The 14,518-nt window shown below is 70.0% G+C and carries 10 protein-coding genes and 1 pseudogene; 6 read left to right on the top strand and 5 right to left on the bottom strand.

The features are described from left to right. The first annotated feature begins 32 nt into the window (after positions 1 to 32). Positions 33 to 716 carry a hypothetical protein gene (locus AB0I73_RS05100; protein WP_363033876.1) on the top strand — a complete coding sequence of 228 codons (684 nt, stop codon included), beginning with the start codon at positions 33 to 35 and terminating at the stop codon, positions 714 to 716. A 72-nt stretch (positions 717 to 788) separates the two neighbouring features. On the opposite strand, the gene AB0I73_RS05095 is transcribed toward AB0I73_RS05100, so the two are convergent. After that, positions 789 to 1,091, bottom strand: coding sequence for a WXG100 family type VII secretion target (locus AB0I73_RS05095; RefSeq protein ID WP_363033874.1), 303 nt, complete (start codon positions 1,089 to 1,091; stop codon positions 789 to 791). Positions 1,092 to 1,422: 331 nt separating this feature from the next. Here AB0I73_RS05095 and AB0I73_RS05090 point away from each other — a divergent pair, with 331 nt between their 5' ends. Continuing rightward, complete coding sequence (locus tag AB0I73_RS05090; RefSeq protein WP_363033872.1) at positions 1,423 to 6,153, top strand: FtsK/SpoIIIE domain-containing protein; 4,731 nt, start codon at positions 1,423 to 1,425, stop codon at positions 6,151 to 6,153. 156 nt (positions 6,154 to 6,309) lie between these two features. Here the strand turns inward: AB0I73_RS05090 and AB0I73_RS05085 are convergent, their stop codons facing one another. Next, entirely contained in the window at positions 6,310 to 7,629 is a 1,320-nt protein-coding gene (locus AB0I73_RS05085) for a transposase (RefSeq protein WP_363033870.1), read from the bottom strand. Positions 7,630 to 7,652: 23 nt separating this feature from the next. Here AB0I73_RS05085 and AB0I73_RS05080 point away from each other — a divergent pair, with 23 nt between their 5' ends. Beyond that, the gene (locus AB0I73_RS05080; protein WP_363034025.1) at positions 7,653 to 7,919 is read left to right on the top strand and encodes a transposase; all 267 of its coding nucleotides are present in this window, start codon (positions 7,653 to 7,655) and stop codon (positions 7,917 to 7,919) included. A 234-nt stretch (positions 7,920 to 8,153) separates the two neighbouring features. Here the strand turns inward: AB0I73_RS05080 and AB0I73_RS05075 are convergent, their stop codons facing one another. Continuing rightward, entirely contained in the window at positions 8,154 to 9,002 is an 849-nt protein-coding gene (locus AB0I73_RS05075) for a menaquinone biosynthesis protein (RefSeq protein WP_363033868.1), read from the bottom strand. Between the two features lie 424 nt (positions 9,003 to 9,426). Here AB0I73_RS05075 and AB0I73_RS05070 point away from each other — a divergent pair, with 424 nt between their 5' ends. Continuing rightward, positions 9,427 to 9,630, top strand: a complete 204-nt coding sequence (locus tag AB0I73_RS05070; RefSeq protein WP_003992177.1) for a cold-shock protein — start codon at positions 9,427 to 9,429, stop codon at positions 9,628 to 9,630. A 144-nt stretch (positions 9,631 to 9,774) separates the two neighbouring features. Further along, positions 9,775 to 10,416 (top strand): annotated as a pseudogene (locus AB0I73_RS05065) (methyltransferase domain-containing protein). Between the two features lie 30 nt (positions 10,417 to 10,446). On the opposite strand, the gene AB0I73_RS05060 reads toward AB0I73_RS05065, so the two are convergent. Next, complete coding sequence (locus tag AB0I73_RS05060) at positions 10,447 to 12,414, bottom strand: AMP-binding protein (protein WP_363033866.1); 1,968 nt, start codon at positions 12,412 to 12,414, stop codon at positions 10,447 to 10,449. A gap of 361 nt (positions 12,415 to 12,775) precedes the next feature. Here AB0I73_RS05060 and AB0I73_RS05055 point away from each other — a divergent pair, with 361 nt between their 5' ends. Next, on the top strand, positions 12,776 to 13,633 hold the full coding sequence (locus tag AB0I73_RS05055) for a MaoC/PaaZ C-terminal domain-containing protein (RefSeq protein ID WP_363033864.1): 858 nt from the start codon (positions 12,776 to 12,778) through the stop codon (positions 13,631 to 13,633). Here the strand turns inward: AB0I73_RS05055 and AB0I73_RS05050 are convergent. Then, the gene (locus AB0I73_RS05050) at positions 13,603 to 14,445 is read right to left on the bottom strand and encodes a TetR/AcrR family transcriptional regulator (RefSeq protein WP_363033862.1); all 843 of its coding nucleotides are present in this window, start codon (positions 14,443 to 14,445) and stop codon (positions 13,603 to 13,605) included. The genes AB0I73_RS05055 and AB0I73_RS05050 overlap by 31 nt on opposite strands. Between the last annotated feature and the right edge of the window lie 73 nt (positions 14,446 to 14,518).

The raw sequence follows: 14,518 nt of genomic DNA, 5'->3' as shown, positions 1-14,518 counted from the left end.
TCCTGTTCCGCGTCGGCAAGGAGAGTCTTGACGTGACACGTAAGGCCAAGCAGCGCGTGGCAACGGCCCGCCTTGGCGTCCACGCCGAGGCGGGCGACTGGTGCACGATCAACAAGATTCCGCAACCTCCCGCGGACGTGTTCCAGGCTGCGGACAGCCCTCGGCTGCGCCCTGCCAGGATGCGCCCACTGGGCATGGTCGGTGCAGTGCTCGGTGCACCTTTCATACCCATCATCATGTTTTTTGAGCTTCTGGCCAAAATGGAAGAAGCAGTCATGCGATCCCTTGACACGAGGGACGAAAAGGAGCGCTTGCGGGCCAAGAGAGAAGACGAGAAGCAACGCCGGGACGATGTCATCACCCAACAAGGTCTCGACAAGGTCTTCGACGGTAACTGGCACGGCAACGCAGGGCAGTTCCTCCTCCGGTGGTACAGCCACTCGACCCACCACCAGCGACTCCTGCTCGTGACCCAGGAGGGGATCGTCCTGGCGGCCCCACCGCAGCGCGTCAGCGTGGGACGGGAGAAGCACATGCGGATCGTCGCCCGTCTTCCCGCCGACGAGGCGACCCTCGTCAACCCCTTCTCCGGTGAGTTCGAGACGAGGATGCTGCTGATCCGTTTCCAGGACGGATCCTGGTTGCGAGTCGATACGGAAGAGCTCCGCAGCGACCTCCACATGTACGTGCTCCGGCAGGCCCTCCCCGACGTCTGACAGGTCCCGGTCGACCGGGTGCTTGCCCGGTGCGTCCGGCGTTCGCCGCCGCACCGGGCAGTCACCGCGTCCTCACTTGCTCCGGGCGGCCTTCGCCAGTTCGTCGTCGATCTGCTCGAACTTGTCGGCGGCCATGGTCAGGTAGTCGCCCATGCCGTCCAGGCCGTCGAGGGTGTCCTTGGCCCCGCGGGTGAACTCGTCGAAGTTCTCGTCGAAGGCCTTGGAGGAGCTCTTCGTGACGTAGCCGGAGTTGACCAGGTTGTTGATGTACTTGCGGAGGCCGTCCAGCTTCTCCTGGAGCTTCTCCTTCTCCTTCACGACATACCTGGCCGCCTCCCGCATGTCCTGGTATGTGATGTCAAGGTCCTTGGCCATGAAGCCGCTTCCTCTCGCAACGCCGCAGGGCCAACCCCCGTGGCTCCCTTGTTTGCGGAACTACCGGACTGCCGCCACGTCCCCTGTGGCACAGGAATCGCCTGTGGCGCCCGGTGTGATCCTCCGCTCTTGAGGCAGCAGCTTACGGGGCTCAACTTCGGTGGCACATCACCGCTTTGTGGAGGCGCTGTCATCAAGTCGTGTACGACATTGCCATCGGGAACACCGGCGCTCCTTCCCACTGCCCCGGCCACGCTCCCAGCGGATATCGTCACAGGGACTGTGGCTCGCGGGGTGGAAGCGGACACAGGGCCGCCTGGGGAGGACAAGCGTGCGCCTGACTCTGACCGTCGTCGACCCGTTCGGCGGGGACTCCGCCGACGTCGTACTCGATGCCGATCCCGAGTCCACCGTGGGGGACATCGCAGCGGAGCTGGCCGCCCAGGTCGGGCACGGCGGCGCCCGGGTGATTCCCATCGGGCAGCAAAGGCAGGGGCCGGCCGGCAGCGCGCCTCTCGTGTACGTGGACGGCTATGCCGTCGATCCGGCGGCGACCGTCATCGGGTCCCCGCTGCGCGAGGGGGCCGTCGTCTCGCTCCAGGATCCCTCCGGGTGTCTGCCCGGTGAACCCACCGGACTGGTCGAGCTGCGTGTCGTCGGCGGGCCCGCCGCCGGATTCGTGCACCGGCTCGGGGTCGGGCGGTACGACATCGGCAGCGGAGCCGCCTCGGCCGTCCGCGTCGACGATCCCGAGGTCGCTGCCCGCGCCCTCACCCTCTCCGTCGCCACCGACGGCACCTGTCGCGTCACCGTTCATCGCGACGGTGAGCATCAGGAGCAGGGCCAGAACCAGGACCGAGACCAAGGTCAGGGTCAGGGTCAGGAGCACGTCACCCTTGACGGGGTGCCCATTCAGGATTCCGAGAGCGACGGCGAGAAGGAGAACGGCAAGGCGGAGAAGAAGGGCAAGGGCAAGGGGAAGAGCAGGAGCAAGGGCGGCAAGGAGAGCAGCGGCCGGAAGACGTCCGGCGCCGGTACCTACGACTGGCCCCTCGGGGCTCAGGTCGGCGTCGGGAACACACTGTTCGAGCTCGGTCGGTACACGCCGCCCAATGCCGCCCTCAAGTGGTCCGACGACGGAGTCGGGCTCGACTACAACCGACCGCCCCGACTGCGGCCACCGGACCGGCAGACGACCTTTCGACTGCCGTCACGGCCCCGCGACTACGAGGCCCGTCCGCTGCCCTGGCTGATGGCGCTGACACCACTGGTCGGCTCCGTCGTCGCTGTACTGATCTTCCAGCGCTGGTACTACCTGATCATGGCGGGGCTCAGCCCCATCCTGCTCTTCGCCAACTACTTCAACGACAAGAAGCACGGGCGCAAGTCCCATGCCAAGCAGGTCAAGGAGTACGAGGAGCAGAAGAAGCGGATCGAAAAGGACGCCCAGGACGCGTTGGTCCAGGAGCGCGACGACCGGCGGCACGCCATTCCCGATCCCGCGGCCGTGCTGTCCCTCGGCACCGGGCCGCGCACCCGGCTCTGGGAGCGGCGGCGCACCGACCGGGATCACCTGCTGATCCGGGTCGGGACAGGGCAGTTGCCCTCCGAGGTCGTGCTCGACGACCCCGAACAGGACGACCATCGGCGCCAGGTGACGTGGAAGATCGAGGACGCGCCGGTCGCGCTCGATCTGCGGGCCCTCGGAGTCGTCGGCATGGCTGGGCCCGGGGATTCCGCGCGGGCTCTCGGACGTTGGGCGGTCGCGCAGACCGCCGCGCTGCACAGCCCGATGGACGTGCAGTTCTACGTGCTGAGCGAGAACTCGGCGCAGCCGTCGTGGGACTGGGTGCGGTGGCTGCCGCACGCACGCCCCTCGAGCGGGCAGGACGCCAACATCCTCATCGGCACCGACGCCGAGACCGTGGGCGCCCGTGTCGGCGAGTTGACACAGATCCTCGACGCCCGTAGGAAGGCCGCCGAGCAGAACCGGTCCCAGGGGACCACGTTCAGCGACCCTGACATCGTCGTCGTATGGGACGGGTCGCGGCGGCTGCGGTCGCTGCCGGGTGTGGTGCGGCTGCTGCGCGAGGGACCGGCCGTGTCCATGTACGCGATCTGTCTCGACACGGAGGAGCGGTTCCTGCCCGGCGAGTGCCAGGCGTTCGTCGTCGCCGAGCCCCGCCCCAAGGAGCATGGCCGGGGCGCCCAGGACCGGCAGCGCACCCAGCCTGAGCAGGCCGGCGGCTTCCCCTCCTTCCATGCCTGGCACACGGCCACGCCTGAACCCGGCCGCGCCGCCCAGCCCGACAAGCTGCGGCTGCGCGTCGAGGAGGCGGGCGCGGAGCGCATCAAGGACGTACGGCCCGACTTCGTCCCCGCGGCCTGGTGTCTGCGGCTGGCCCGCTCCCTGTCCCCACTGCGTGACATCAGCGGGGAGTCCGAGGACTCGGCGCTCCCCGGTTCCAGCCGGCTGCTCGACGTGCTGCAACTGGAGCCGCCGACGGCCGACGCGATCACCGCTCGCTGGCGGATGGGCGGACAGTCGACGCTCGCCGTCATCGGTGAGTCGTACGACGGGCCGTTCGGCATCGACATGCGCAAGGACGGGCCGCACGGTCTCATCGCCGGTACGACCGGTTCCGGCAAGTCGGAGCTGCTGCAGACCATCGTGGCGGCACTGGCCGTGGCGAACACGCCGGAGAACATGACCTTCGTCCTCGTCGACTACAAGGGCGGCTCCGCGTTCAAGGACTGCGTCAAACTCCCGCACACCGTCGGCATGGTGACCGACCTCGACGCCCATCTCGTCGAGCGGGCCCTGGAGTCGCTGGGCGCGGAGCTGAAGCGGCGCGAGCACATCCTGGCCGACGCCGACGCCAAGGACATCGAGGACTACCAGGACCTGGTGCGCCGCGACCCCTCGCACGCTCCCGTACCCCGACTCCTCATCGTCATCGACGAGTTCGCCTCGATGGTGCGCGATCTGCCCGACTTCGTCACCGGACTCGTGAACATCGCGCAGCGAGGGCGTTCCCTCGGCATCCACCTGCTGCTCGCGACGCAGCGGCCGAGCGGTGTCGTCTCTCCCGAGATCCGCGCCAACACCAACCTGCGTATCGCGCTGCGGGTGACGGACGGCGGCGAGTCCAGCGACGTCATCGACTCGCCCGAGGCCGGGCAGATCTCCAAGAGCACTCCGGGTCGCGCCTACGCCCGGCTCGGTCACGCCTCGCTGGTGCCGTTCCAGTCGGGGCGGGTCGGCGGGCGGCGGCCCGGAGCGGCGGACCCGGCCGCGCTCGCGCCCTGGGTGGGCCCGCTGAGCTGGGAGGATCTCGGCCGGGCCGCGCTGGCCAAACCGAAGTCCGAGGCTCGCGAGGACGATGAGATCACCGACCTCAAGGTGCTCGTCGACGCGGTCCGCGACGCCAACGACGCGCTCGGCATCCTCGCCCAGCACAGCCCGTGGCTGCCGGCGCTCGACGAGACGCTGCTGCTCGACGACATCGAGGTCCCGGCCGTCGCACTCACGCCGGGCAGGCTGGCGCCCGCCCCGTACGGCGTGGAGGACCTGCCGGGCGACCAGGCTCGCCGACCTGTCGCCGTCGACTTCTCGTCCTTCGGGCATCTGATGATCGGCGGCGCCCCGCGCAGCGGCCGCTCCCAGGTGCTGCGCACCATCGCCGGCTCCCTCGCCCGTACCCACTCCGTCGCCGACGTCCATCTCTACGGCATCGACTGCGGCAACGGCGCCCTCAACGCGCTGACCCGGCTGCCGCACTGCGGTGCGGTCGTCGGTCGCAACCAGACCGAGCGGGTGGTCCGGCTCGTCAACCGCCTCAAGGGTGAACTCTCCCGCCGCCAGGACCTCTTGTCCGACAAGGGGTACGCCGACATCGGCGAGCAGCGGGCCGCGTCGGCCGAGGAGGAGCGGCTGCCGCACATCGTGGTGCTCCTCGACCGCTGGGAGGGCTGGGTGCCCACACTCGGCGAGATCGACCACGGCTCACTCACGGACGAGTTGCAGACGATCATGCGGGAGGGCGCGAGCGTGGGCATCCACCTCGTGCTCACCGGTGACCGCACCCTGCTCGTCGGCCGGATCGCGACGCTCACCGAGGACAAGTACGGTCTGCGGCTCGCCGATCGCAGCGACTTCTCCTCACTCGGCATCCCGACCCGCAAAGTACCCGAGGAGATCCCGCCCGGCCGTGCCTTCCGCAACGAGGCCGGTACGGAGACCCAGTTCGCGCTGCTTGCCGAGGACACCACCGGTCAGGGCCAGGCTGCGGCACTGACGGCCATCGGCGAGGCGGCGACCGCCCGCGACGCGGAAGTCCCGCGCACCCGACGCCCGTTCAGGGTCGACAGCCTGCCCAGCCGGATCTCCTTCCCTGAGGCGTGGGAGCTGCGGGACCCGGAGGCATCGCGTTCCAAGCTGTGGGCCCTGGCGGGTATCGGCGGTGACGAGATCGTCGGCTTCGGCCCCGATCTCGCGGAGGGCGTACCGGCGTTCGTCATCGCCGGCCCGGCCAAGTCGGGTCGCTCGACGGTGCTGATGAACATGGCGCAGTCTCTTCTGGCGCACGGTACCCGTCTGGTCGTAGCCGCCCCTCGTCAGTCACCCATGCGTCAACTCGACGGTGCTGACGGTGTACTGAAGGTCTTCACCGGCGACGACATCGACGAGGACGACTTCGAGGAACTCATCGACGAGGCGACGACCGACGAACCGATCGCCGTCCTCATCGACGACGGAGAGATCCTCGAGGACTGCGACGCCGCGAGCCAGTTGAAGAAGCTCCTCTCACGCGGCGGCGAACGCGGCCTCGCCCTCGTCATCGCCGGTGACGAGGAGGACGTCTGCAGCGGCTTCTCCGGGTGGCAGGTCGACGCCAAGAAGGCCCGCCGCGGCATCCTGCTCTCCCCGCAGGAATCGTCCAGCGGCGACCTCATCGGCCTTCGCCTGTCCCGCAGCATGGTCGGCGGCCAGGTCGCCCCTGGCAAGGGCATGCTGCACCTCGGAGACGGGGAGCTGCGAACCGTGGTGGTACCGGGGTGAGCCCCTGAGCGGGCCGGACAGGCCCGGCCGGTCCGGCAGGCCCCCACACACGGGCCGACTGCTACTCGACCCTCGAGAGCCGTGCCTCCGGGCTGCCCGAGTCCTTGCTGTCGGATTCTCGAAGTGCTCTCCCGGCTGAAGCCGGGAGATTCCTGCCTACCTTGCGGTGGCGGGCTTGACGCGCTTCGCGCGCCTGACGACTGCCCTCCCGGCAGCCGGGACGAGCGCGTGGCCCATCCGGTACAGATGCAAGACGTTCCGGGCCGCGTTGTGGTCGGCGTTGCCCGACCAGCCGCAGTCCGGGTTCTTGCACACGAACACCGCCTGGGACTCCCGGCTGCCCGGTGTGATGACGCCGCACGCCGAGCAGCGCAGGGAGGTGCCGGGGGCGGAAACCTTGTGCAGGGTGCCGCCGTACCGGGCGCTCTTGTACCCCAGCATGGTGACCGTGCGGCCCCACGCCTCCCCGCTGATGGAGCGGTTCAGCCCGGCCTTCTGGGCGACGTTCCTGCCCGGCTCTTCGAGGGTCCCCCTGGCGGACTTGACCATGTTCGGGATGGTGAGTGCTTCGACCACGACGGTGCCGTACCGCCTGGCGATGGCGGTGGTGGTCTTGTGCTGCCAGTCCAGGGCCCGGCGCTTGGCTTTCGCGCGCAGTCCTGCGATCAGGTCATAGGTGCGGTGCAGCCGGCGGCTGGTGCGCTCGCCGGGCCTGCGGTGGCGCTTACGCTGCGCGGCACGCTGCTCCCAGTGCAGGAGCCTGGCCTTCTCCTTGCCGGTCAGCCATGCGCCGTGCTGGTACGTTTCGCCGTCGGAGAGGGCGATGGGCACGGTGACGCCCACATCGATGCCGATGTCCGGACCCTGGTGAGGGTCGGGCTTGCCCTGAAGGGTCTGGATGCGGAAGGCGATGTGCCAGCCAATGGGGCCTCCCCTGCTCGAGCGAAGCCGAGAGCTTGGGGAAGCGTCCTTGATCAGTCGTGCCCCGGTGATCCGGTTCTCCGTATCGGCACGCTTGCCCACGGGCAGGTCCTTGGTCCACCGAAAGCGGACCCGGCCCACCTTGGGAAGGTTGACCATGCCCCACCGGCGGTGCACGCGGGTGATGTTCAGGTCCCGGCCCTGCGGGACGTCCACGGACATCACCGTGCGGAGGCGGGACTTGAAGTTCGGGGCGTCGGCGCGGCCCTCCCAGCAGTTCTTCCACGCCCGGAAGTACGTCTTGAGGACGGCTTGCGCGGCCTGCGCGGGCAGGACGGCCAGGAAGCCGATGTCCTGGCGGGCCTGACGGATGGCGGCGTCCGCGTTCGTGAGAGTCCGCTTCTCCTTCGGCATCATCTGCCACCAGGCGTGCAGCAGGTTCCACAAGGTGCGGGCCGCGTGCGCTTGATCATCCGCCGCGTGAACCCCGGCAGGCGACAGCGCAAGCCGGGCGCGGTGCCCGGACTGCCGCTTGACCAGGGTGTCCTGACTCACGGTCGAGACCATAACGGTGGTTGGTGTCACCACGCTGGGACTCTGACCCCGATGTCAGAACGGGTCGCCATGTTGTCCACAACCTGCACGTTCACTTGGTTTTCACCACCAAGCACCGGCGGAAGGCGTTCACCGACACCAGGCCGACCCACACCGAGAAAACCATGCAGGAGATCCGCGCGGGCTTTGAGGCCGAACCGAAACAGTTCAACGCGAAGCCGGAAGCTGCGACAGGGCACCCCCTGATCCCCGTCAAGCAGCACATCGAAAACCAGCAGCGTCCCGCCTGAACCTCACCCCGGTGAAGCAGAGCACTCCGGCGCTCCGCGCCTCCGGGGCAAGGCCAAGATGAGAGATAGACCCGGCCCATGCCGCCCGCGCCGAGCCTGCCGAGCAGTCGGTACGGCCCCACGGCCGCGGGCTCGTCGACATCGAGCGGCCGCATGGAGTCCACCCCGTCCCCCTCCCCCGTGCCGCCCGTACTCAGGCGTCTGTCAGCAGGGTGACGGGCCGTCGCCGCGCTCTCACGGCTGCAGCAGGTCGACCTTCACGTCCGCCGCGAAGCCCGTCGTCGGCCCCACCCGGCGGGCGAACTCGGTGACCGCCGCCAGCTGCGGGGACCCGAAGCTGAAGTCGAGGGTGGTGAAGTACTGGGCCAGGGTCTTCTCGTCGAAGGCCTCCCAGCGGGCCGCCTGCTCGGCGACCTTGCCGACCTCCTCCAGCGAGAGGTTGCGCGAGGCCAGGAAGGCCTCGTGCACCTGACGGGTGATGACCGGCTCGCGCTCCAGGTAGTCGCGGCGCGCCGCCCAGACGGCGAACACGAACGGCAGCCCCGTCCACTCCTTCCACAGCGCGCCCAGGTCGTGCACGTCGAGCCCGTAACGGGGCCCCTCGACCATGTTCGCGCGCAGTGCCGCGTCGCCGATGAGGACGGCCGCGTCGGCCTCCTGCATCATCAGACTGAGGTCGGGCGGGCACGTGTAGTAGTCGGGCTTCACGCCGTACCGCTCGGCGAGCAGGAGCTGGGCGAGGCGCACGGAGGTGCGCGAGGTCGAGCCGAGAGCGACCCGGGCGCCGTCCAGCCGCTCCAGCGGGACCTGCGAGACGATCACGCACGACATCACCGGGCCGTCGCAGCCGACGGCGATGTCGGGAAAGGCGACCAGCTGGTCGGCGTGCTTGAGGAACTCGACCAGGGTGATCGGCCCGATGTCGAGATCTCCCTGTACGAGCTTCTCGCTGAGCTTCTCGGGGGTGTCCTTCGACAGCTCGAAGTCGAGGAGAGTGCCCGTTCTCGCGAGCCCCCAGTAGAGGGGCATGCAGTTCAGGAACTGAATGTGTCCGACGCGCGGCCGGGTGCGAGGATTGTCCACATCGCGAGGCTAGCCCTCACGCCGTGGAGTGGACGCTCCGGGCCCCCCGACATCGGCTCCGCATCCGTCGGGCATATGCCGGTACCGGTCCGGCATATACCTGCCATCGATCCGCCGTCACCTCGACATCCGCCCGACAACCGTTCGACAACTACCCGACAACCGTCCGGCATCCGCCCCCCACGCACGGGACGGCAGTGACGTTGAAACATTCGGGTGACGTGATCTTGACCTCTATTGCGCGCGGGCGGTCGCGTGCTAGGCTCGTCCGCAAGTTGCAGTTTGGTTTCCCTTGCAGTACAGAGCCTGCGGAGCATGTGACCGCGGGCTCTCGTCGTTCTCAGACGGATGCGATTGTGCGGAATTGGTCTTCACACTTGCTGGGTTCTGGAGCAGGGCAACCCTTTGGGCCCAAGGAGGGCTTATGGCTACCGGAACCGTGAAGTGGTTCAACGCCGAAAAGGGCTTTGGTTTCATCGCCCAGGAAGGCGGCGGCCCCGACGTCTTCGTCCACTACTCCGCGATCAACGCGAGCGGCTTCCGCTCCCTCGAGGAAAACCAGCAGGTGTCCTTCGACGTCACGCAGGGCCCCAAGGGCCCGCAGGCGGAGAACGTCACCCCGGTCTGATCCTCGCCGATCCGGGAACGACTAGCAGTACCCAAGGAGCCCCGCGCCGTCAGGCGAAAGGGGCTCCTGCCTTTTCCCCGGCTCCCCACGCGTCAGAACCACGCGCACGCCCCCTGTCAGTGGCGGCGGCCGGGCTCCCTCCCCGTGACCGATGCCACCCGCGCCTTCTACGACGCCGTCGCCGAGGACCACGCCGACCACTTCCGTGACGTTTTCGCCGCACAGCCGCTGGAACTGGCGCTGCTGACCGGGTTCGCCGGGCTCGTCGGAGCTGGCGGTGAGGTCGCCGACCTGGGGGCGGCCCCGGATGGGTGACGGCCCACCTGGCCTCCTGCGGTCTGGACGTCCTCGGCTTCGACCTGTCGGAATCGATGATCGAGATCGCCCGCCGCGAGAACCCGGGCCTGCGTTTCGAACAGGGCTCGATGCTGGAGCCGGGCCTCCCCGAGGGCAGCCTGGCCAGCGTCGTCTCCTGGTACTCCAGCATCCACATCCCGCAGGACGACCTGCCGGCCCTGTTCGCCGGGTTCCGCCGGATCCTGGCACCCGGGGGACATCTGCTGCTCGCCTTCCAGTCCGGCGAGAAAGCCCGACGCCTCGAGCGTCCGTTCGGCCACCCGGTCACCCTGGACTTCCTGCGCCGCCGCCCGGACCGGATGGCGGACCTCCTGGAAGCGGCCGGGTTCACCCTCGTCCTGCGTTCCGAACGCGCGGCGGACGAGGCCAAGGGCGAGTCGCCCCCAGGCCTTCCTGATCGCCCGTACACCGCCCGCCGACGGCTCGTGAGCCGCCTCCCCCTTTCTCCCTCCCTTCCCGCTATCCCCTGTACAGCCCCTCCACCTCCTCCGCGAAGTCGCGGAGGATCGCGTCGCGCCGCAGTTTCACGGACGGGGTCAGATGGCCCGTCTCCTCCGTGAAGTCGTGGGGGAGGACGGCGAAGCGGCGGATGGATTCGGGGCGGGAGAGCGTCCTGTTGGCCTCGTCGATCGCGCGTTGCAGGACCGCGCGCAGTTCCTCGTCGTCCACCAGGAGCTCGGCCGGGACCGGGTGCCTGCCGTTCATCCGGCACCAGTGGGTGATGCCGTCGAGGTCCAGAGTGATCAGCGCGGAGACGTAGGGGCGGCCGTCGCCCAGGACCAGGCACTGGGAGATCAGGGGGTGGGAGCGGAGCCAGTTCTCCAGCGGTGCCGGGGCGACGCTCTTGCCGCCTGCCGTGATCAGCATCTCCTTCTTGCGGCCGGTGATGATCAGGTAGCCCTCGTCGTCCAGCCGGCCGAGGTCGCCCGTCGCGAGCCAGCCCTCGGGGGCCGCGGGGACGACTCCGCCGGCCCGGGGGTCCCAGTAGCCGCACAGTACGTGCTCGCCCGCGACGAGGATCTCGCCGTCCGCCGCGACACGGACCCGGGTGCCGGGCAGCGGCCAGCCCACCGTGCCGAGGCGGGGCTGGAGCGGCGGCGTGATCGTGGACGCGCCCGTGGTCTCGGTGAGCCCGTAGCCCTCGAAGATCTCGATGCCGGCGCCGGCGTAGAACGCGGCCAGGCGGCGGCCGAGCGGGGAGCCGCCGCAGATGGCGTAGCGGACCCTGCCGCCCATGGCGTTGCGGATACGGCGGTAGACCAGGGGGTCGTAGAAGGCGCGGGCGATCTTCAGTGAGCCGCTCGGGCCCTGGCCCGCACCGGTGTGGTGGGCATCGACCGCCTCTCCGTAGCGGCGTGCCACCGAGGCCGCGCGGTCGAAGGCGGGGGCCCGCCTGCCCGCCTCCGCCCTGGCGCGGGCGGCGTTGAAGATCTTCTCCAGCATGTACGGGATGGCCGGCAGGCAGGTGGGCCGGAAGCTCGCCAGGTCCTCGAGCAGTTCCTCGGTCTTCAGGCTCGGCGCGTGGCCCAGCCGCACCCGGGCCCGGACGCAGGCGACGGCGACCATGCGGCCGAAGACGTGGGACATGGGGAGGAAGAGGAGGACGGAGACCTCTTCACTGGTCCGGGCCTTGAAGACCGGGTAGAGCAGCTCGATGGCGTTGTCCACCTCGGCGAAGAAGTTGCCGTGGGTGAGGGCGCAGCCCTTGGGCCGGCCGGTGGTGCCGGAGGTGTAGATCAGGGTGGCGAGGCTGTCCGGGCCGAGGACTCCCCGGCGTACCTCCACCTCCTGGTCCGAAAGGTGCGGACCGGCCTCCGCGAGCCGTTCGACGTGGCCCTTCTCCACGACCCACAGATGCCGAAGGTCGGGGAGGTGCTCCAGTTCGGGGCCGATGGCGGCGGCCTGGGCGGTCGTTTCCGTGATCAGGGCGACGGCGCCCGAGTCGTGCAGGATCCAACGGGTCTGGAAGACGGAGGACGTGGGGTAGACGGGAACGGTGACCAGTCCGGCCGCCCATGCGGCGAAGTCGAGGACCGTCCACTCGTAGATCGTGCGGGCCATGACGGCGATCCGGTCGCCCGGGGTCAGGCCCTCGGCGATGAGGCCCTTGGCCACGGCCATGACCTGGCCGGCGAACTCGGCGGCCGTCACGTCCGTCCAACTGCCCTCCCCCGCGCCCTTGGTCCGTCCGGTGCGGCGGCTCAGGACCACCGCGTCCGGGACCGCGTGCGCGTTGTCGAAGGGCAGGTCGGCGAGCGATCCGTGCCGTACCGGTTTCGCGAACGGCGGTACCGCCGCCTCCCGTACGACCCCGTCCAGCCGCCGCGTCTCCGGCTCGACCAGGACGGGGGCGCCGTGGGTGGCACCGGTGGCTGTGGAGGATGCGGCAGAGGAGAGGTGAACGGCGGAGGAAGGAACAGCGGACACGGGCGACTCCTCGGGCGTGCAGCGGAACTGCTTGCTGCGATGACGTACGTGCCTCGCACACCGAGGCGCTCACCGGCACTCCGGCGCTCACCGGCACCGCCGACGCGCTTTCCGGGAACGGGAGTCACCACCGGGTCGGACAAGGGATCGTACGGCCCGCCTGTGGCGGGTTCGTGCGGGTTCGGGGGCGATCCGGGACCGGGGATGTGCGACGTCGGGGGTCACCCGACGGAAACCCGCGTTCGCTCCGGAAGCACCGCCGTCCCCTCCCCGTGGCACACCCTTACCTCCGGTAACCTTACTTCAGAGTAAGCGAAGTGTCCGTAGCGAGTGAGCCCTCACACCCCGCCGGGAGTCGCACATGGCCGACCGCCGCCCGAGCCTCACCCGCTCCCCCGCCCTCGCGCCGCTTCTGGCGCGCGGCGCCGTGCTGTCGCTCTTCAAGCGGCCCCGCCCCGACGCCGCGTTCCCCCGCACCCGGCTGGTGCTGCTCGAACTGCGGGTGGATCTGGCGCGGTTGGCGGTGTACGAGCGGATCTGCGGCTTCCCGACCGGGGAGGACGCGCTGCCGCTGACGTATCCGCATGTGCTGGGATTTCCGGCGGCCGTACGGCTGATGAGCGGCCGGGACTTCCCGCTGCCGCTGCCGGGACTCGTCCACACCTCGGTACGGATCACCCGGCACCGGGCCGTGCCCGCCACCGGGACACACGAACTGAGCGTGCGCGTCGAGGGGTTGGCACCGCACCGGCGCGGCACGGAGGCCGCGCTGGTCACCGAGGTACGGACCTCGGGCGGCGCCCTCGTATGGGAGTCGCGGAGCACGTATCTGGCCCGGCACCGGACGTCGGGGCGGCCCGCCCCGCGCCGGGAGGAGGAACCGGGTGCGCGGCGGCCGCTGCCCGTCGTCGAGGCGTGGCGCCTGCCCGGGGACGCGGGACGGCGCTACGGTGCCGCGTCCGGCGACCGCAACCCGATCCATCTGCACCCGCTCACCGCACGCCTCTTCGGCTTCCCCCGCGCGATCGCGCACGGCATGTGGACGGTCGCCCGCTGCCTCGCCGCGCACGGCCTCCCGGAGGCGGTGGTGGTGCACGCCGAGTTCAAGGCGCCGGTCCCGCTGCCGGGCACGGTGACGTACGGGGCTCAGGACGGGCGCTTCGAGCTACGCGGTCCCGGGGACCGCCTTCACCTGACCGGGGAGGTCCGCCCGGCGTGAGCGACCGGGCCGGCGTCGGCGGCACTGCCCTCCGCGCCCTCCGCGCCGTCCGCGTCGTCGGGCGGTGACCAGCGGCGGCCCGCCATCAGGTCGCCCAGCCCTTCCCAGGAGAAGTTCATCAGGGTGGCCGCCGCCTGCCGGGCCGTGACGCCGGGGGTGGCATTGGCCCAGTCGGCGAGCGCCTCGGCGGCGCCGACCAGTGCCTCCGCGAGCCCGGAGACCTCGCCCGCGGGGAGGTCGGGGTCCATGGGGGTCCCCCCTGCTCGTGGGGGTCCCCCCTGTTCACGGGGGTCCCCCCTGTTCGAGCGAAGTCGAGAACTCGGGGGAGAAGTCGAGAACTCGGTGGAGGAGCCGGGAGCTTGGGGGAGCGCCTCGCGGGCGGCGGCGAGGATCAGTTCGGTCACGAAGGCCACGACCTCCGCGCGCATCGTGGCGACCTCGGCGGCGAAGACCTCGCCGTGCGTGCGGGCCTGGAGGTGCAGCACGGCCCAGGCGTCCGGGTGCCGCGCGGTGTGGGTGAAGAACGCCGTCAGGCCCGACCAGAGTTGGCGGTCCGCGGGCAGCCCGGGACCCGCGCCCGCGCGCACCGCCTCGACGAGCGCCGTCGCCTCACGGCGGATGCACGCGGTGAACAGCTCTTCCTTGGAGTTCAGATACAGGTAGACCAACGGCTTGGACACACCCGCCAGTTCGGCGATCTCGTCCATCGACGCGGCCGTGTACCCGCGTCGGCCGAAGGTCCGCACGGCGGCGTCCAGCATCTGCTGTTCGCGGACCGCCCGCGGCATCCGCTTGCTCTTCACGGCACCCATACGGGCCAGCCTACGGGCCCGTGGCGTCCTTCCCGGTCCCGCCGGGAGGACGCCACGGAGGTGTGACGGACGC

This window comes from Streptomyces sp. NPDC050388 (genome assembly GCF_040655635.1).
Taxonomy (GTDB): domain Bacteria; phylum Actinomycetota; class Actinomycetes; order Streptomycetales; family Streptomycetaceae; genus Streptomyces.
This window is presented reverse-complemented; position numbering and strand designations above follow the sequence as displayed.

Excerpts from the sequence above, each read along its gene's own strand:
- AB0I73_RS05055 (WP_363033864.1), top strand. The coding sequence starts at position 12,776 with ATGGCCGACCGCCGCCCGAGCCTCACCCGCTCCCCCGCCCTCGCGCCG.
- AB0I73_RS05070 (WP_003992177.1), top strand. The coding sequence starts at position 9,427 with ATGGCTACCGGAACCGTGAAGTGGTTCAACGCCGAAAAGGGCTTTGGT.
- AB0I73_RS05050 (WP_363033862.1), bottom strand. The coding sequence starts at position 14,445 with ATGGGTGCCGTGAAGAGCAAGCGGATGCCGCGGGCGGTCCGCGAACAG.
- AB0I73_RS05095 (WP_363033874.1), bottom strand. The coding sequence starts at position 1,091 with ATGGCCAAGGACCTTGACATCACATACCAGGACATGCGGGAGGCGGCC.